The organism is Mixta calida (assembly GCF_002953215.1).
Lineage (GTDB): Bacteria > Pseudomonadota > Gammaproteobacteria > Enterobacterales > Enterobacteriaceae > Mixta > Mixta calida.
In genome coordinates this window covers 1-17,404 of sequence record NZ_CP026378.1, presented here as the reverse complement: position 1 = coordinate 17,404, position 17,404 = coordinate 1, and the positions used below count along the sequence as shown (strand labels likewise).

Below are 17,404 nucleotides of genomic sequence, written 5' to 3'. Positions count from 1 at the left end.
TTTATCAACTCAGCAAGGAGCAGTTATGGAAAGCAAAGTGGCACTGGTGACCGGTTCCGGTCAGGGCATTGGTAGAGCTATCGCGCTGCGGCTGGCGAAAGATGGATTCGCCGTGTCGGTCGTCGATTACAACGCGGAAACGGCGCGTCAGGTTGCCGATGAGATCACTCGTCAGGGCGGCAAAGCGGTTGCGCTACAGGCGGACGTCTCCGATCGCGATCGGGTATTTGCGGTGGTAGAACAGACGCAGCAGCAGCTCGGCGGCTTCGACGTTATCGTCAATAACGCGGGCATCGCGCCGACTACGCTTATCGAAGAGATTACGCCGGAAATCGTTGATAAGGTTTATAACATCAACGTCAAAGGCGTGATCTGGGGTATTCAGGCTGCGGTGAAAGCGTTCAAAGCGCAGGGACGCGGCGGCAAAATCATCAACGCTTCGTCTCAGGCGGGCCACGTCGGCAACCCGGAGCTGGCGATTTACAGCTCCAGCAAGTTCGCCGTACGCGGCCTGACGCAGACCGCCGCGCGCGATCTGGCGCCGCTGGGCATTACCGTTAATGCTTACTGCCCAGGCATTGTCAAAACGCCGATGTGGGACGAGATCGACCGCCAGGTTTCCGCCGCAGCGGGCCAGCCGCCGGGATACGGCACCGCGGAGTTCGCTAAACGCATTACGCTGGGACGCCTCTCCGAGCCGGAAGATGTCGCCGCCTGCGTCGCCTTCCTGGCGGGCCCCGATTCTGATTATATGACCGGTCAGGCGCTGTTAATCGACGGCGGCATGGTCTTTAGCTAATCCCCTTTCTGCGGGCCTTATCAGGCCCGCTTCGTTGCCTAAATCAAATTTTTTCGCCGGTCAGCGAAACGTTTCGATAGCGATCACAATTTCGTTACCTTCCTGTTGTCTTATTCGCCACTTTTTCTGACACTCCCGTTCAGCGAAACGTTTCGCTCAGGAGCGTATAATGAAAAAAAGCCCCCTACTTAACGCTGACATTTCCGCCGTCGTCGCCCGCCTGGGCCATACCGACAGCCTGACTATCGGCGACGCCGGTTTGCCGATTCCGCCAGGGCCGCAGCGCATCGATCTAGCCGTTACGCACGGCATTCCCACTTTTTTACAGGTGGCGCAGGCGGTCACGCATGAGATGCAGGTAGAAAGCGCGGTCATCGCCGAAGAGATCCGCGAGCATAACGCTGGTCTGCACCGCGAACTGCTGGCGCTGCTGGAGTCGCTACAGCGCCAGCAGGGCAACGTCATCAACATTGAGTATGTCCCGCACGAACATTTCAAAACCTTAACGCAACGGAGCCAGGCGGTAGTGCGCAGCGGGGAATGCACCCCGTACGCGAATATTATCCTGACCGCCGGCGTGACCTTCTGAGGCTGCCATGCAACCGTTATTGCAACTGAAAGGCATTGAGAAATCATTCCCCGGCGTGAAGGCGCTTAACGGCGCTTCACTCTCTGTTTACCCTGGCCGGGTGATGGCGCTGGTGGGGGAAAACGGCGCGGGCAAATCCACCATGATGAAGGTATTGACGGGTATCTACAGCCGCGACGCCGGTTCGTTGCAGTGGCTGGGCGAAGAGACCCACTTCAGCGGCCCGAAAGCGTCGCAGGAAGCAGGGATCGGCATTATCCATCAGGAACTGAACCTGATTCCGCAACTCTCTATCGCCGAAAATATCTTTCTGGGACGTGAATTTGTCAGCCGTCTTGGGCGTATTGACTGGAAAAAAATGTACGCCGAAGCGGACGCGCTGCTGAAAAGGCTGAATCTGCGTTTCAACAGCCACAGGCTGGTCGGCGATCTTTCGATTGGCGATCAGCAGATGGTGGAGATCGCCAAGGTGCTCAGCTTTGAATCGAAAGTCATCGTGATGGACGAGCCGACCGATGCGCTGACTGATACCGAAACGGTCTCCCTGTTTCGCGTGATCAATGAACTGAAAGCGCAGGGCTGCGGCATCGTTTATATCTCTCATCGCATGAAAGAAATCTTTGAAATTTGTGATGACGTGACGGTATTCCGCGACGGACAGTTTATTGCTGAACGCAGCGTCGATACGCTAACTGAAGCTTCGCTGATCGAGATGATGGTGGGCCGTAAGCTGGAAGATCAGTATCCGCGATTGGACAAAGCGCCGGGCGAAGTGCGGCTAAAGGTGGAAAACCTCAGCGGACCGGGCATCGACAACGTCAGCTTTACGCTGCGTAAAGGCGAAATACTTGGTGTGGCGGGACTGATGGGCGCCGGACGCACCGAACTGATGAAGGTGCTGTACGGCGCGCAGCCGCGCAGCGCGGGACGCGTCACGCTTAATGGCCGCGACATTACTATCCGCACGCCGCAGGACGGGCTGGCTAACGGCATCGTCTATATCTCCGAGGATCGCAAGCGTGACGGCCTGGTGCTGGGAATGACGGTAAAAGAAAACATGTCGCTGACCGCGCTGCGCTATTTCAGCCGCGCGGGCGGCGGGCTGAAGCACAGCGCCGAGCAGCTGGCGGTCAGCGATTTTATCCGGCTCTTTAACATTAAAACGCCCGGCATGGATCAAACCATTGGCTTGCTCTCCGGGGGCAATCAGCAAAAAGTCGCCATCGCGCGCGGACTGATGACGCGCCCGAACGTATTGATTCTGGATGAGCCGACGCGCGGCGTGGATGTCGGCGCCAAGAAAGAGATTTATCAGCTGATCAACCAGTTTAAGGATGAAGGTCTGAGCATCATTCTCGTCTCGTCGGAGATGCCCGAAGTGCTGGGAATGAGCGATCGCATTCTGGTGATGCATGAAGGCCGCCTGAGCGGCGAGTTTTCCATTGAACAGGCCACGCAGGAAGTCCTGATGGCCGCCGCTGTAGGCAAGCAACGCACCGAGGAGTTAGCACATCTATGAGTACGCAAACCTTACCAGCCCGTCGCCGCTGGTTCAGCAAAGCCTGGCTGATGGAGCAGAAATCGCTGATTGCCCTGATTGTGCTGATTGCGGTGGTGGCCAGCCAGAGTCCGAACTTTTTTACCGTCAATAACCTGTTCAATATCCTGCAACAGACCTCGGTGAACGCCATTATGGCGGTCGGCATGACGCTGGTTATCCTCACCGCCGGCATCGACCTGTCAGTGGGGTCGCTGTTGGCGCTGACCGGCGCGGTGGCGGCCTCGATTGTCGGCCTTGAGGTGAATGCGCTGCTGGCCGTGGCCGCCGCGCTGGGATTAGGCGCGTTTATCGGCGCCGTTACCGGCACCATCGTCGCGAAAGGCAAGGTGCAGGCGTTTATCGCCACGCTGGTGATGATGCTGCTGCTGCGCGGCGTCACCATGGTCTATACCGACGGCAGCCCGGTCAACACCGGCTTTAACGAGAATGCCGATCTCTTTGGCTGGTTCGGCATCGGCCGCCCGCTGGGGATTCCAACGCCGGTATGGCTGATGGCGGTAGTGTTCCTGGCGGCCTGGTACATGCTGCATCATACCCGCCTCGGTCGTTATATCTACGCGCTGGGCGGCAACGAGGCGGCAACCCGTCTGTCGGGCATTAATGTCAGCCGAGTCAAAATCATCGTCTACGCGCTGAGCGGCATGCTGGCGGCGCTGGCGGGCACCATTGAAGTGGCGCGTCTCTCGTCAGCGCAGCCGACCGCCGGTACCGGTTATGAGCTGGACGCCATTGCGGCGGTGGTGCTGGGCGGCACCAGCCTGGCGGGCGGTAAGGGCCGCATCATGGGTACGCTGATCGGTGCGCTGATCCTCGGCTTTCTGAATAACGGCCTGAACCTGTTGGGCGTCTCTTCCTACTATCAGATGATCGTCAAAGCGGTGGTGATTTTGCTGGCGGTCCTGGTGGATAACAAAAGCAGTAAATAACGCTTACCTCAAAGGATATAAAGATGAAGATGAACAAACTGACTGCACTGGCGGTATTGCTCGGCGCCACTCTCAGCGCCAACGCGCTGGCGAAAGATACTATCGCGCTGGTGGTTTCTACCCTGAATAACCCGTTCTTTGTGTCGCTGAAAGAAGGTGCGCAGAAAGAGGCAGATAAGCTGGGTTACAACCTGGTGGTGCTGGATTCGCAGAACAACCCGGCGAAAGAGCTGGCCAACGTGCAGGATCTGACCGTTCGCGGCACCAAGCTGTTGCTGATCAACCCGACCGACTCAGATGCGGTAGGCAATGCGGTTAAAATGGCGAACCAGGCCAACATTCCGGTGATCACGCTGGACCGCGTGGCGTCACAGGGCAAGGTCATCAGCCACGTCGCGTCAGATAACCGTTTCGGCGGCAAAATGGCTGGCGACTTTATCGCCAAGAAAGTTGGCGAAAGCGCCAAAATCATCGAACTGCAGGGCATTGCCGGCACCTCTGCGGCGCGTGAGCGCGGCGAAGGCTTCAAGCAGGCCGCCGATGCGCATAAATTCCAGATTCTGGCCAGCCAGCCTGCCGATTTCGACCGCACCAAAGGGTTGAACGTAATGCAAAACCTGCTGACCGCACATCCTGACGTGCAGGCGGTGTTCGCGCAAAACGATGAAATGGCGTTAGGTGCGTTACGAGCATTGCAAACTGCCGGTAAATCTGATGTGGTTGTAGTGGGCTTCGACGGCACCGCTGATGGGGTTAAAGCTGTTGAAGGCGGCAAACTGGCCGCGACCGTTGCACAGATGCCGGAAAAAATTGGTCAGGTAGGCGTACAGATCGCGGATAAAGCGTTAAAAGGCGAGAAAGTACAGGCTATCAATCCGGTGGATCTGAAGCTGGTCACCAAATAACAAAGAAAAGCAGGGCAACGCGCCACCGTCAGGTGGCGCACTTTTCTGGATGAACCCCGAATGACGCAATCCGCTAAACTCGCTGTACTTGGCAGCATCAATGCCGATCATATTTTAAATCTGACGCAGTTCCCTCGCCCCGGCGAAACGGTGATCGGGAAGCAGTATCAGGTCGCTTTCGGCGGTAAAGGGGCGAACCAGGCGGTCGCCGCAGGACGCAGCGGCGCGCATATCGCCTTTATCGCCTGCGTCGGCGCGGACGATATCGGCGAGCGCATCCGCCAGCAGCTGGCCGCCGACCGTATCGATACCACGCCCGTTTCCGTTATTGACGGCGCAACCACCGGCGTGGCACTCATTTTCGTCAACGGCGAGGGCGAGAACACCATCGGCATTCATGCCGGCGCCAATGCGGCGTTAACCCCTGATTTAGTGACGCAGCATCAACAGGTGATCGCTGAGGCCTCCGCGCTGCTGATGCAGCTGGAGTCGCCGCTGGAGAGCGTGCTGACTGCGGCGAAAATCGCCCGACAGCATCAGACTCGCGTTATCCTCAATCCCGCCCCCGCCGCGCCGCTCTCTGATGAGCTGCTGGCGCTGGTGGATATGATCACGCCCAATGAAACCGAAGCGGAAGTGCTGACCGGCATTGCGGTAAAAAGCGATGAGGATGCGGCAAGAGCGTCGGCGGCACTGCATGAGAAAGGCATCGCGCAGGTACTGATTACTCTGGGCAGCCGCGGCGTCTGGCTGAGCGAAAACGGCAAGGGGCAGCGCATTCCTGGCTTTCGCGTGCAGGCGGTGGATACTATCGCGGCGGGCGACACCTTCAACGGCGCGTTAATTACCGCGTTGCTGGAACAGCAGGCGATGCCGGAGGCGGTGCGTTTCGCCCATGCCGCCGCCGCAATTGCCGTGACGCGCTCCGGCGCGCAGCCGTCGGTGCCCTGGCGGGAAGAGATTGACCGCTTCTTACAGCAGCAGGGGTAAGCGGATTGGCCACTATGAAAGATGTCGCCCGTCTGGCGGGCGTCTCAACCTCGACCGTTTCGCACGTTATCAACAACAACCGTTTTGTCAGCGAAGCGATACGCGAGAAAATCGAAGCGGCGATCCGCGAACTTAACTATGCGCCTTCTGCGCTGGCGCGCAGCCTGAAGATTAACCAGACCCATACTATCGGCATGCTGCTTACCGCCAGCAGCAACCCCTTCTACGCCGAAGTGGTGCGCGGCGTGGAAAACAGCTGTTACGAGCGCGGCTATAGCCTGGTATTGTGCAATACGGAAGGCGACGAGGATCGTATGAACCGCAGCCTGGAAACGCTACTGCAAAAGCGCGTGGATGGTCTGTTGATCATGTGTACTGAAAGCCATCTCCCCTCTGCCGACATCCTGACGCGTTATCCCGGCATTCCCTCCGTAATGATGGACTGGGCACCGTTTGAAGGTGACAGCGACATTATTCAGGACAATTCGTTATTAGGCGGCGAACTGGCCGCCGGCTATCTCATCGATCGCGGCTACCGGCGCATCGCCTGCATTGCCGGGCCGCTGGATAAAACGCCGGCGCGTTTGCGCCTGGAAGGATTTAAAAAAGCGATGGCGGCGGCGGGGCTTTCGTTGCCGCCGGAATATATCGTCAACGGCGATTTTGAATTTCAGGGCGGCTATAACGGCATGAACGCGCTGCTGGCGTGCAAAACGCGGCCGCAGGCGGTATTTACCAGCAATGACGCGATGGCCGTCGGCGCTTACCATGCGCTTTATCAGGCCGGGCTGCGCATCCCGGAAGATATGGCGATCATGGGCTATGACGATATTGAACTGGCGCGTTATATGACGCCGCCGCTGACGACTATCCATCAGCCGAAGGATGAATTGGGCGAGCTGGCGATCGATACCTTAATTCATCGCCTGAAAACGCCCGGCGCCAGCCAGCAAAGGCTGGTGCTGACGCCAGAGCTGATTGAACGTCAATCCGTGGTGCGTTAAGCCTTCTTACGACGTTTTTCACGGTCGCTGATCAAATGGCGACCGTCGCCTGGCTTCAGCAGCATAAAGACCAGCGCTGACAGAACGGTTACCACGCCCATCGTCAGGAAGGTGGAGTGGAACTGTTCCACCGTCGTACCGCCGACGGTTTCGTAAAAGCGCAGCACGGCGGCGCTGACTGCCACGCCAAAACTAATCGACAGCTGCTGCGTGACCGCCAGCATACTGTTGCCGCTGCTGGCGTTCTCATCAGTAAGATCGGCCAGTGTGATGGTGTTCATCGCGGTGAACTGCGTCGACATCGCCATGCCCAGCAAAAACAGCGGCAGCAGCAGAACGGCGATATTCATTCCCGGAGATTGCATAGCGAAGCTGGCGATAAACAGGCCGATAATCACGGTGATGGCAACCAGCGTAGTGCGGTAGCCCAGCCTACGCAGCACGCTGGTGACGGTGGATTTCGCCAGCATTGAGCCAATCGCAGTCGGTGCCATCATGCAGCCAGCGATAATCGCCGAATAACCAAACCCGACCTGCAACATCAGTGGCATCAGAAAAGGCACGCAGCCGGTGCCGAGTCGCGATGCGATATTTCCCAGGATGCCAATCGAAAAGGTGCGAGTTTTAAACATTGGCAGGCCGATCAGCGGCGAGGGGTGTCGGCGCGCATGCGCAATATAGAGCAGCAGGAGCAATAGTCCGCCCAGCAAGACGGCGGCGGCAATGGCGCTTGAGACGATCCTCTCCCCAAACAGCTCAATGCCGCTGGAAAGCAGCACCAGACCAAACCCAAACAGGACGAAGCCCGTCAAATCGAAGCGGCGACGCGGCGTGGTGAAGTCCGGCATATATTTGCGCGCATAGACAATGCCAAGAATGCCGATAGGGATGTTGATCAGGAATATCCAGTGCCATGTGGCGTAAGTAACAAGAACGCCGCCAAGCATCGGACCGACCACCGGCCCCACCAGTCCCGGCAGCGTCACGAAGTTTAATACCGGCAGCAGTTCGCTACGTGGATAGGCGCGCAATAGCGCCAGACGCGCGACCGGCATCATCATGGCGCCGCCAACGCCCTGAACAATACGCGAGATCACCAATACCATTAACGAGCCGGACAGGGCGCAGGCTAAAGAGCCTAAGGTAAACAGAGAAACGGCGATGATAAAGATTTTGCGCGTGCCGTAGCGGTCAGCCAGCCAGCCGCTGACCGGAATCAGCATCGCCACCGTCAGGGTATAGCTGATAACCGCGGACTGCATCGCCAGCGGAGAGCGTTGCAGGCTGTCAGCGATAGCGGGAAGGGCGGTGTTTAATATCGTTGCGTCGAGAGACTGCATAAAAAAAGCCATCGCAGCAATCCAGGGGAGACCGGCCATACTGCGCGCAGATTTGATCATCAAGCATCCTTCTTCTTTATAGTTACCGCAGCCATAAGAAAATTCGGCAGAAAAATAGAGGATAGCATCAGCTAAAGCACGCCACTTTGCTAAAAGCGGGCTATAAAACGCACCGGGCAGGCGAATAAAACGGCAGAAAAGCGGATTTTCAGGGTTCATTGGCCAAAAAAGAAACGCCCGGACATTTTTTTGCAATTAGTACTTGTCAGCCCGCAATAACTCCCTATAATGCGCCTCCACTGACACGGCACAACGGCTTCTGGTCGGCACGGTCAGGCGGTTCAGCGAAGCCTGAATCGCCGGAGAAAAACTTCTGAAAAAGGGGTTGACTCTGAAAGAGGAAAGCGTAATATACGCCACCTCGCGACAACGGCACGAAGCGCCGGTCGCACCGCTCTTTAACAATTTATCAGACAATCTGTGTGGGCACTCACAGGACGGATATCGCAAAACACATTTGCAGTATCAAGTCTCAGAGTGAACACGTAATTCATTACGACGTTTTTCTTTGAGCATCAGACTTTAATTGAAGAGTTTGATCATGGCTCAGATTGAACGCTGGCGGCAGGCCTAACACATGCAAGTCGAACGGTAACAGGAAGCAGCTTGCTGCTTCGCTGACGAGTGGCGGACGGGTGAGTAATGTCTGGGGATCTGCCCGATGGAGGGGGATAACCACTGGAAACGGTGGCTAATACCGCATAACGTCGCAAGACCAAAGTGGGGGACCTTCGGGCCTCACACCATCGGATGAACCCAGATGGGATTAGCTAGTAGGTGGGGTAACGGCTCACCTAGGCGACGATCCCTAGCTGGTCTGAGAGGATGACCAGCCACACTGGAACTGAGACACGGTCCAGACTCCTACGGGAGGCAGCAGTGGGGAATATTGCACAATGGGCGCAAGCCTGATGCAGCCATGCCGCGTGTATGAAGAAGGCCTTCGGGTTGTAAAGTACTTTCAGCGGGGAGGAAGGGATGGTGCTTAATACGCGCCGTCATTGACGTTACCCGCAGAAGAAGCACCGGCTAACTCCGTGCCAGCAGCCGCGGTAATACGGAGGGTGCAAGCGTTAATCGGAATTACTGGGCGTAAAGCGCACGCAGGCGGTCTGTTAAGTCAGATGTGAAATCCCCGGGCTTAACCTGGGAACTGCATTTGAAACTGGCAGGCTTGAGTCTCGTAGAGGGGGGTAGAATTCCAGGTGTAGCGGTGAAATGCGTAGAGATCTGGAGGAATACCGGTGGCGAAGGCGGCCCCCTGGACGAAGACTGACGCTCAGGTGCGAAAGCGTGGGGAGCAAACAGGATTAGATACCCTGGTAGTCCACGCCGTAAACGATGTCGACTTGGAGGCTGTTTCCTTGAGAAGTGGCTTCCGGAGCTAACGCGTTAAGTCGACCGCCTGGGGAGTACGGCCGCAAGGTTAAAACTCAAATGAATTGACGGGGGCCCGCACAAGCGGTGGAGCATGTGGTTTAATTCGATGCAACGCGAAGAACCTTACCTGGTCTTGACATCCACGGAATTCGGCAGAGATGCCTTAGTGCCTTCGGGAACCGTGAGACAGGTGCTGCATGGCTGTCGTCAGCTCGTGTTGTGAAATGTTGGGTTAAGTCCCGCAACGAGCGCAACCCTTATCCTTTGTTGCCAGCGCGTGATGGCGGGAACTCAAAGGAGACTGCCGGTGATAAACCGGAGGAAGGTGGGGATGACGTCAAGTCATCATGGCCCTTACGACCAGGGCTACACACGTGCTACAATGGCGCATACAAAGAGAAGCGACCTCGCGAGAGCAAGCGGACCTCATAAAGTGCGTCGTAGTCCGGATTGGAGTCTGCAACTCGACTCCATGAAGTCGGAATCGCTAGTAATCGTGGATCAGAATGCCACGGTGAATACGTTCCCGGGCCTTGTACACACCGCCCGTCACACCATGGGAGTGGGTTGCAAAAGAAGTAGGTAGCTTAACCTTCGGGAGGGCGCTTACCACTTTGTGATTCATGACTGGGGTGAAGTCGTAACAAGGTAACCGTAGGGGAACCTGCGGTTGGATCACCTCCTTACCAAGCTGATACCTTCCCGTGAAGTGCTCACACAGATTGTCTGATAGAAAGTATGAGCAAGGCGTCTTGCGAAGCAGACTTCAGTGTCCCCTTCGTCTAGAGGCCCAGGACACCGCCCTTTCACGGCGGTAACAGGGGTTCGAATCCCCTAGGGGACGCCACTTGCTGGTAGTGTGAGTGAAAGTCGCGTACCCGTCATATCCTAAAACTGACTTGCGAGTCAGCTTTACGATATTGCTCTTTAACAATCCGGAACAAGCTGAAAATTTGAAAGAGCAGCTTCTTGCATAAAGAACTGTTCAGAGTCTCTCAATTTCTCGCACCATGCGGTGTCGCAAGACGCCTGCGGGTTGTGAGGTTAAGCGACCAAGCGTACACGGTGGATGCCCTGGCAGTCAGAGGCGATGAAGGACGTGCTAATCTGCGAAAAGCGCCGGTGAGGTGATATGAACCGCTATCAGCCGGCGATGTCCGAATGGGGAAACCCAGTGTGATTCGTCACACTATCGTTAAGTGAATACATAGCTTAACGAGGCGAACCGGGGGAACTGAAACATCTAAGTACCCCGAGGAAAAGAAATCAACCGAGATTCCCTGAGTAGCGGCGAGCGAACGGGGAACAGCCCAGAGCCTGAATCAGCATGTGTGTCAGTGGAAGCGTCTGGAAAGGCGCACGGTACAGGGTGACAGTCCCGTACACGAAGATGCATGTGCTGTGAGCTCGATGAGTAGGGCGGGACACGTGGTATCCTGTCTGAATATGGGGGACCATCCTCCAAGGCTAAATACTCCTGACTGACCGATAGTGAACCAGTACCGTGAGGGAAAGGCGAAAAGAACCCCGGCGAGGGGAGTGAAAAAGAACCTGAAACCGTGTACGTACAAGCAGTGGGAGCCTTCATTTATGAGGGTGACTGCGTACCTTTTGTATAATGGGTCAGCGACTTATATTCTGTAGCAAGGTTAACCGTATAGGGGAGCCGCAGGGAAACCGAGTCTTAACCGGGCGCTCAGTTGCAGGGTATAGACCCGAAACCCGGTGATCTAGCCATGGGCAGGTTGAAGGTTGGGTAACACTAACTGGAGGACCGAACCGACTAATGTTGAAAAATTAGCGGATGACCTGTGGCTGGGGGTGAAAGGCCAATCAAACCGGGAGATAGCTGGTTCTCCCCGAAAGCTATTTAGGTAGCGCCTCGTGAATTCATCTCCGGGGGTAGAGCACTGTTTCGGCTAGGGGGCCATCCCGGCTTACCAACCCGATGCAAACTGCGAATACCGGAGAATGTTATCACGGGAGACACACGGCGGGTGCTAACGTCCGTCGTGAAGAGGGAAACAACCCAGACCGCCAGCTAAGGTCCCAAAGTCATGGTTAAGTGGGAAACGATGTGGGAAGGCCCAGACAGCCAGGATGTTGGCTTAGAAGCAGCCATCATTTAAAGAAAGCGTAATAGCTCACTGGTCGAGTCGGCCTGCGCGGAAGATGTAACGGGGCTAAACCATGCACCGAAGCTGCGGCAGCGACGCGAATGCGTTGTTGGGTAGGGGAGCGTTCTGTAAGCCTGCGAAGGTGTGCTGTGAGGCATGCTGGAGGTATCAGAAGTGCGAATGCTGACATAAGTAACGATAAAGCGGGTGAAAAGCCCGCTCGCCGGAAGACCAAGGGTTCCTGTCCAACGTTAATCGGGGCAGGGTGAGTCGACCCCTAAGGCGAGGCCGAAAGGCGTAGTCGATGGGAAACGGGTTAATATTCCCGTACTCGGTGTTACTGCGAAGGGGGACGGAGAAGGCTATGTTGGCCGGGCGACGGTTGTCCCGGTTTAAGCGTGTAGGCTGACTTTCCAGGCAAATCCGGAAGGTCAAGGCTGAGGCGTGACGACGAGGCACCACGGTGCTGAAGCAACAAATGCCCTGCTTCCAGGAAAAGCCTCTAAGCATCAGGTAACAGTGAATCGTACCCCAAACCGACACAGGTGGTCAGGTAGAGAATACCAAGGCGCTTGAGAGAACTCGGGTGAAGGAACTAGGCAAAATGGTGCCGTAACTTCGGGAGAAGGCACGCTGGCATGTAGGTGGAGGGACCCGCTCCCCGAGCCGAAGCCAGTCGAAGATACCAGCTGGCTGCAACTGTTTATTAAAAACACAGCACTGTGCAAACACGAAAGTGGACGTATACGGTGTGACGCCTGCCCGGTGCCGGAAGGTTAATTGATGGGGTTATCGCAAGAGAAGCTCCTGATCGAAGCCCCGGTAAACGGCGGCCGTAACTATAACGGTCCTAAGGTAGCGAAATTCCTTGTCGGGTAAGTTCCGACCTGCACGAATGGCGTAATGATGGCCAGGCTGTCTCCACCCGAGACTCAGTGAAATTGAACTCGCTGTGAAGATGCAGTGTACCCGCGGCAAGACGGAAAGACCCCGTGAACCTTTACTACAGCTTGACACTGAACATTGAGCCTTGATGTGCAGGATAGGTGGGAGGCTTTGAAGCGTGGACGCCAGTCTGCGTGGAGCCATCCTTGAAATACCACCCTTTAATGTTTGATGTTCTAACCTGGCGCCATAATCTGGCGTGGGGACAGTGTCTGGTGGGTAGTTTGACTGGGGCGGTCTCCTCCCAAAGTGTAACGGAGGAGTACGAAGGTCAGCTAATCACGGTCGGACATCGTGAGGTTAGTGCAATGGCATAAGCTGGCTTGACTGCGAGAGTGACGGTTCGAGCAGGTGCGAAAGCAGGTCATAGTGATCCGGTGGTTCTGAATGGAAGGGCCATCGCTCAACGGATAAAAGGTACTCCGGGGATAACAGGCTGATACCGCCCAAGAGTTCATATCGACGGCGGTGTTTGGCACCTCGATGTCGGCTCATCACATCCTGGGGCTGAAGTAGGTCCCAAGGGTATGGCTGTTCGCCATTTAAAGTGGTACGCGAGCTGGGTTTAGAACGTCGTGAGACAGTTCGGTCCCTATCTGCCGTGGGCGCTGGAAGACTGAGAGGGGTTGCTCCTAGTACGAGAGGACCGGAGTGAACGCACCGCTGGTGTTCGGGTTGTCATGCCAATGGCACTGCCCGGTAGCTAAGTGCGGAAGAGATAAGTGCTGAAAGCATCTAAGCACGAAACTTGCCTCGAGATGAGTCTTCCCTGAGACCGTGAGTCTCCTGAAGGGACGTTGAAGACGACGACGTTGATAGGCCGGGTGTGTAAGCGCAGCGATGCGTTGAGCTAACCGGTACTAATGACCCGTGAGGCTTAACCTTACAACGCCACAGGCGTTTTGGGGATGAGAGACGATTTTCAGCTTTGTTTACCGGATAAAAGAAATCTGCGGAAACGAAAGATGTTGCGCTGAAGCAAGGCGGCAAATGAGACATCAGGAAGGAGCATACAGCGGTATGTGACTGAGTGATGCGAATGCGGCCAACGCAGCAGCAGCGCGGGAGATTCGTTTCCGGCACAAAGAATTTGCCTGGCGGCAAGAGCGCGGTGGTCCCACCTGACCCCATGCCGAACTCAGAAGTGAAACGCCGCAGCGCCGATGGTAGTGTGGGGCCTCCCCATGCGAGAGTAGGGAACTGCCAGGCATCAAACAAACGACAGAGCCTCAGCGTAAGCTGAGGCTTTTTCGTCTCTGCGTTTTATGAAAAAGACGCCTGAAATAGTGTAAAAGGCGTCCTGCAATATAATATCAAATAGCCTCTCCCTTAACGGAAGCCAGCCATACTTTTATAAAAGCGGCTATCTGCGGTGGATCGTTCAGATCCAGCAAGGGAACGGGCGTATTAAGCGGAGAGTCGCTGGCTATAGCGATCACTCTCTCATCTATCAGCGTCTCCCATTCTGCATCGTCACGATCGCGCCATAACAAAATACGCGGTATGGGCTCATCTTTAAAACCTTCCACCAGGATGATATCCAGCGTACTCTCATCCATACGGCTGACCAGAAAAGTGAAATCTGTCGTTGCGTTGTCAGGCGTCTCCGTCATTAACGCCCAACGCTGCTGACTGGCTACCAATACCTGATCGGCGCCCGCTTTACGCAGCTCATAGCTGTCCTTGCCTGGCGTATCGATATCCATATTATGATGCGTATGCTTAATCAGGCCTGGACGGATTCCCTGCTGCTTTAGCAAAGGTATCAGCTGTTTAAGCAGCGTTGTTTTCCCGGTTCCGCTCCAGGCGGCAATCGCCAGTATCGGCAGCATCAAACCTTCTCCTCATAACGCTGTAACTCGTCGGGCGTATTAATATTTACAAAAGCACGTTCATCCTCATCGAACTGTACCGCATGTCCGCCAACGCTTTGCAGAAAATACATTACTCGCCGCTCACCGCTGTTCAGGTAAATAGTAAGCTCAGGCAAAATATCTCGGCTAACCAACGCCAGCGCGGGATGATCGCGTTCGCAGGAACGCACCCATACGGCTGGCGCCTGTTGCTTTTGCTGCCAGAGACGCGTCACATAATCTTCAGGAATAAAGGGCGTGTCGCAGGCGGAAAAGGCGAACCATGGACTATCGACCTGTTGGAGTGCGCTCAACATACCGGCCAGCGGACCGGGAAAATCGGGCAGGGTATCGGTAATGACGCGTAGTTGGTCCTGGGGATAACGATCCAGATGGCGATTGGCGCTGATGCTAATGTCATGAACCTGCGGCGCCAGCCGCTGCCAGACATGCTGCCAAAGCGGTTTGCCCTGTAACATCAGCTGCGCTTTATCCTGTCCGCCCATGCGACTGCTGCGTCCGCCAGCCAGAATTACACCAGATACTGCTTCCCGCGGATAAACCACCTTTAAGACCTCTCTTTTCATGGGGAATAACCCTGCTAACGTAGCGTTTAGTCAATCATCCCGGACAACATTATGAAATACCATCGACTGAATGAACTACTGGAACTGTTGCTACCTGCCTGGCAAAACGAGCCGGATCTCAACCTGTTGCAATTTTTGCAAAAACTGGCGAAAGAGTCAGGTTTTGACGGCCCGCTCCACACCTTAACCGACGATATCCTGATCTATCACCTGAAAATGCGCGGCGCGGATAAAACGGAAGCCATTCCTGGCCTCAAAAAAGATTATGAAGAAGATTTCAAAACGGCGCTGCTGCGCGCGCGCGGCATAATTAAAGATTAATCACGTCGGTCTTCTGTCGTGCTAACCGATCGGTGTTATTCTTACCCGATTCTGACACTGAGCAGAGATGCACGATGGATACCACTGCCTTTAATTTTCAAACCCTTAATCCTGACACCATTATTGATGCGCTTTGGGACACCGGCCTGCGCGTCGATTCCGGCCTGACGGCGCTCAACAGCTACGAAAATCGCGTCTATCAGTTCTCGGATGAGGAAAGGCGTCGTTACGTAGTGAAATTCTATCGTCCCCAGCGCTGGAGCCGTGAACAGATCGAAGAAGAACATCAGTTTGCCCTTGAGCTGCAGCAGGATGAGGTGCCGCTGGCGCCGCCGCTCATGCTTAACGGTAAAACGCTGCATCAGCACGATGGTTTTTGGTTTGCGATATTTCCCAGTCTTGGCGGTCGCCAGTATGAAACTGATAACGACGATCAGCTGGAAGGGGTCGGACGTTTTATCGCCCGGATACATCAGTGTGGCGAGCGGCAGCTTTTTGTCGCGCGTCCTGCTATCGGGCTGGAAGAATATATCAACGAGCCTGCGCAGATCCTGCGCCAGTGCAGCCTGGTGCCCTCTTCGTTAAGAGAAACATTAAACGACGTAATTGGTCAGCTAAGCAAAACTTTACAAGAATGCTGGCATACTCGCTGGGCGCCATTACGTCTTCATGGCGACTGCCATCCCGGTAATATACTGTGGCGCGATGGGCCGTTGTTTGTCGATCTGGATGACGCGCGCACCGGACCAGCCGTTCAGGATCTCTGGATGCTGGTGAATGGCGATCGTCAGCAGCAGCGCATCCAGTGGGATATCCTGCTGGAGGCATACAGCGAATTCAGGGACTTTGATATTAATGAATTGTCACTGATTGAGCCTTTACGCGCTATGCGCATGGTTTATTATCTGGCGTGGATAGTTCGCCGCTGGCAAGATCCTGCGTTTCCGCGCAGCTTTCCGTGGATGACGGAAGAGGATTTCTGGCGCAGACAAATAGCGTCTTTCGCAGAGCAAAATACTGTGTTACAGCAGCCGCCGTTGCGGTTAATGCCTGAATACTGATGTTTGATTAAGGAGAAAATCTCAAATGAAAAAATTATGGATTGCGCTGGTTGGCCTTGTTCTGGCGTTCAGCGCCTCAGCGGCGCAGTTTACCGATGGTCAGCAGTATGTCACGCTGGATAAGCCGGTCGCAGGCGAGCCTCAAGTAATGGAGTTTTTCTCCTTCTTCTGTCCGCACTGCTACCAGTTTGAGCGCGTTTATCATGTTGGCGATGCCGTAAAGAAAACGCTCCCGGAAGGCGTCAAAGTCACGAAGTATCACGTTGATTTCCTTGGCGGCGAACTTGGCCCGATCGTTACTCATGCCTGGGCGGTTGCGCTGGCGCTGGGCGTGGAAGATCAGGTGACTGGCCCGCTTTTTGACGGGATCCAGAAAACCCAGACCATCACCGATCCGGCCAGTCTGAAAGACGCTTTTATCAAAGCGGCCAATATTAAGCCTGAAGATTATGACGCTGCATGGAACAGCTTCGCCGTCAAAGCGCTGGTCGCTCAGCAGCAAAAAGCGGCGGCAGATGTTGATCTGCGTGGCGTGCCGGCGATGTTCGTCAATGGTAAATACATGGTGAATAACGGCGGACTTGATACCAGTTCTATGGATAATTTCGTTCAGCAATATGCCAACGTGGTAAAATTCCTGGTCGATAAGAAGTAAAAACGGTCTAAAAAAAGACGCCGGGAGTCCCGGCGTTTTTTTATTCTTACAGTATACTTTCCCGCAGCCCTGTCGAAAAAACAACCACTCATCACACGATCGGAAACACGCGTCTGAGAAGGGATCGTCGAGAAAAAGGATCTTCAATATTTATATCCACATTTGATCTGTTTCGTTATTTTGCATATATGGATCTTTCTGTTGATCCAACCTTTTGATTTTATAAACTTTATTTGCTGTTAAATTTGTATATTTACGTAAATAACAATACGTTAGTATTTTTGCGCACAAAGTTATCCACAGGTGATAAA

General features: G+C 55.0%; 13 protein-coding genes, 1 tRNA gene and 3 rRNA genes. 14 read left to right on the top strand and 3 right to left on the bottom strand.

Translation table 11 applies throughout. The annotated features are described in order from the left end of the window. Positions 1 to 25: 25 nt before the first annotated feature. The 7 genes from C2E16_RS00085 (at position 26) to rbsR (ending at position 6,774) form a co-directional block, all read left to right on the top strand. Positions 26 to 799, top strand: a complete 774-nt coding sequence (locus tag C2E16_RS00085) for a (S)-acetoin forming diacetyl reductase (RefSeq protein ID WP_084970090.1) — start codon at positions 26 to 28, stop codon at positions 797 to 799. A gap of 169 nt (positions 800 to 968) precedes the next feature. Next, positions 969 to 1,388 (top strand): D-ribose pyranase, encoded by a 420-nt coding sequence (gene rbsD / locus C2E16_RS00080; protein WP_038629233.1) that lies wholly within the window; start codon positions 969 to 971, stop codon positions 1,386 to 1,388. A gap of 7 nt (positions 1,389 to 1,395) precedes the next feature. Next, complete coding sequence (rbsA, locus tag C2E16_RS00075; protein ID WP_084970091.1) at positions 1,396 to 2,907, top strand: ribose ABC transporter ATP-binding protein RbsA; 1,512 nt, start codon at positions 1,396 to 1,398, stop codon at positions 2,905 to 2,907. Then, positions 2,904 to 3,875, top strand: coding sequence for a ribose ABC transporter permease (rbsC, locus tag C2E16_RS00070; RefSeq protein ID WP_038629228.1), 972 nt, complete (start codon positions 2,904 to 2,906; stop codon positions 3,873 to 3,875). The genes rbsA and rbsC overlap by 4 nt, the downstream gene beginning before the upstream one ends. Positions 3,876 to 3,898: 23 nt before the next feature. Further along, on the top strand, positions 3,899 to 4,780 hold the full coding sequence (gene rbsB, locus C2E16_RS00065; RefSeq protein ID WP_373996386.1) for a ribose ABC transporter substrate-binding protein RbsB: 882 nt from the start codon (positions 3,899 to 3,901) through the stop codon (positions 4,778 to 4,780). 60 nt (positions 4,781 to 4,840) lie between these two features. Further along, positions 4,841 to 5,770: a ribokinase gene (gene rbsK, locus C2E16_RS00060; protein ID WP_084970092.1), complete on the top strand. Its 930-nt coding sequence runs from the start codon at positions 4,841 to 4,843 to the stop codon at positions 5,768 to 5,770. A 5-nt stretch (positions 5,771 to 5,775) separates the two neighbouring features. Beyond that, a complete protein-coding gene (rbsR, locus tag C2E16_RS00055) occupies positions 5,776 to 6,774 on the top strand; it encodes a ribose operon transcriptional repressor RbsR (RefSeq protein WP_368900320.1) in 999 nt (332 codons plus the stop codon). On the opposite strand, the gene mdtD is transcribed toward rbsR, so the two are convergent. Next, positions 6,771 to 8,174 carry a multidrug transporter subunit MdtD gene (gene mdtD / locus C2E16_RS00050; RefSeq protein WP_038630187.1) on the bottom strand — a complete coding sequence of 468 codons (1,404 nt, stop codon included), beginning with the start codon at positions 8,172 to 8,174 and terminating at the stop codon, positions 6,771 to 6,773. The genes rbsR and mdtD overlap by 4 nt on opposite strands. Before the next feature lie 523 nt (positions 8,175 to 8,697). Here mdtD and C2E16_RS00045 point away from each other — a divergent pair. The 4 genes from C2E16_RS00045 (at position 8,698) to rrf (ending at position 13,825) form a co-directional block, all read left to right on the top strand. Beyond that, a 16S ribosomal RNA gene (locus C2E16_RS00045) occupies positions 8,698 to 10,240 on the top strand. An 85-nt stretch (positions 10,241 to 10,325) separates the two neighbouring features. Then, a tRNA-Glu gene (locus tag C2E16_RS00040) sits at positions 10,326 to 10,401 on the top strand. 195 nt (positions 10,402 to 10,596) lie between these two features. Continuing rightward, positions 10,597 to 13,501: ribosomal RNA gene (locus tag C2E16_RS00035) — 23S ribosomal RNA — on the top strand. Positions 13,502 to 13,709: 208 nt separating this feature from the next. After that, a 5S ribosomal RNA gene (gene rrf, locus C2E16_RS00030) occupies positions 13,710 to 13,825 on the top strand. Together the 16S, 23S and 5S rRNA genes with 1 tRNA gene alongside form the textbook arrangement of a ribosomal RNA operon. A 104-nt stretch (positions 13,826 to 13,929) precedes the next feature. Here rrf and mobB read toward each other — a convergent pair. Next, on the bottom strand, positions 13,930 to 14,448 hold the full coding sequence (mobB, locus tag C2E16_RS00025) for a molybdopterin-guanine dinucleotide biosynthesis protein MobB (protein WP_084969882.1): 519 nt from the start codon (positions 14,446 to 14,448) through the stop codon (positions 13,930 to 13,932). Next, the gene (gene mobA, locus C2E16_RS00020; RefSeq protein ID WP_052133975.1) at positions 14,448 to 15,056 is read right to left on the bottom strand and encodes a molybdenum cofactor guanylyltransferase MobA; all 609 of its coding nucleotides are present in this window, start codon (positions 15,054 to 15,056) and stop codon (positions 14,448 to 14,450) included. The genes mobB and mobA overlap by 1 nt, the downstream gene beginning before the upstream one ends. Positions 15,057 to 15,107: 51 nt before the next feature. On the opposite strand from mobA, the gene C2E16_RS00015 reads away from it, so the two are divergent. The 3 genes from C2E16_RS00015 (at position 15,108) to dsbA (ending at position 17,093) form a co-directional block, all read left to right on the top strand. Next, on the top strand, positions 15,108 to 15,377 hold the full coding sequence (locus C2E16_RS00015; protein ID WP_038629220.1) for a YihD family protein: 270 nt from the start codon (positions 15,108 to 15,110) through the stop codon (positions 15,375 to 15,377). A 74-nt stretch (positions 15,378 to 15,451) separates the two neighbouring features. Beyond that, on the top strand, positions 15,452 to 16,438 hold the full coding sequence (locus C2E16_RS00010; RefSeq protein WP_084969883.1) for a serine/threonine protein kinase: 987 nt from the start codon (positions 15,452 to 15,454) through the stop codon (positions 16,436 to 16,438). A gap of 25 nt (positions 16,439 to 16,463) precedes the next feature. Then, entirely contained in the window at positions 16,464 to 17,093 is a 630-nt protein-coding gene (gene dsbA / locus C2E16_RS00005; RefSeq protein WP_038629215.1) for a thiol:disulfide interchange protein DsbA, read from the top strand. The last annotated feature ends 311 nt before the right edge of the window (positions 17,094 to 17,404 follow it).

What these genes read in the sequence shown, in the direction of transcription:
- C2E16_RS00085 (WP_084970090.1), top strand. Translation starts at nt 26, where the DNA reads ATGGAAAGCAAAGTGGCACTGGTGACCGGTTCCGGTCAGGGCATTGGT.
- rbsD (WP_038629233.1), top strand. Translation starts at nt 969, where the DNA reads ATGAAAAAAAGCCCCCTACTTAACGCTGACATTTCCGCCGTCGTCGCC.
- rbsA (WP_084970091.1), top strand. Translation starts at nt 1,396, where the DNA reads ATGCAACCGTTATTGCAACTGAAAGGCATTGAGAAATCATTCCCCGGC.
- rbsC (WP_038629228.1), top strand. Translation starts at nt 2,904, where the DNA reads ATGAGTACGCAAACCTTACCAGCCCGTCGCCGCTGGTTCAGCAAAGCC.
- rbsB (WP_373996386.1), top strand. Translation starts at nt 3,899, where the DNA reads ATGAAGATGAACAAACTGACTGCACTGGCGGTATTGCTCGGCGCCACT.
- rbsK (WP_084970092.1), top strand. Translation starts at nt 4,841, where the DNA reads ATGACGCAATCCGCTAAACTCGCTGTACTTGGCAGCATCAATGCCGAT.
- mdtD (WP_038630187.1), bottom strand. Translation starts at nt 8,174, where the DNA reads ATGATCAAATCTGCGCGCAGTATGGCCGGTCTCCCCTGGATTGCTGCG.
- mobB (WP_084969882.1), bottom strand. Translation starts at nt 14,448, where the DNA reads ATGCTGCCGATACTGGCGATTGCCGCCTGGAGCGGAACCGGGAAAACA.
- mobA (WP_052133975.1), bottom strand. Translation starts at nt 15,056, where the DNA reads ATGAAAAGAGAGGTCTTAAAGGTGGTTTATCCGCGGGAAGCAGTATCT.
- C2E16_RS00015 (WP_038629220.1), top strand. Translation starts at nt 15,108, where the DNA reads ATGAAATACCATCGACTGAATGAACTACTGGAACTGTTGCTACCTGCC.
- C2E16_RS00010 (WP_084969883.1), top strand. Translation starts at nt 15,452, where the DNA reads ATGGATACCACTGCCTTTAATTTTCAAACCCTTAATCCTGACACCATT.
- dsbA (WP_038629215.1), top strand. Translation starts at nt 16,464, where the DNA reads ATGAAAAAATTATGGATTGCGCTGGTTGGCCTTGTTCTGGCGTTCAGC.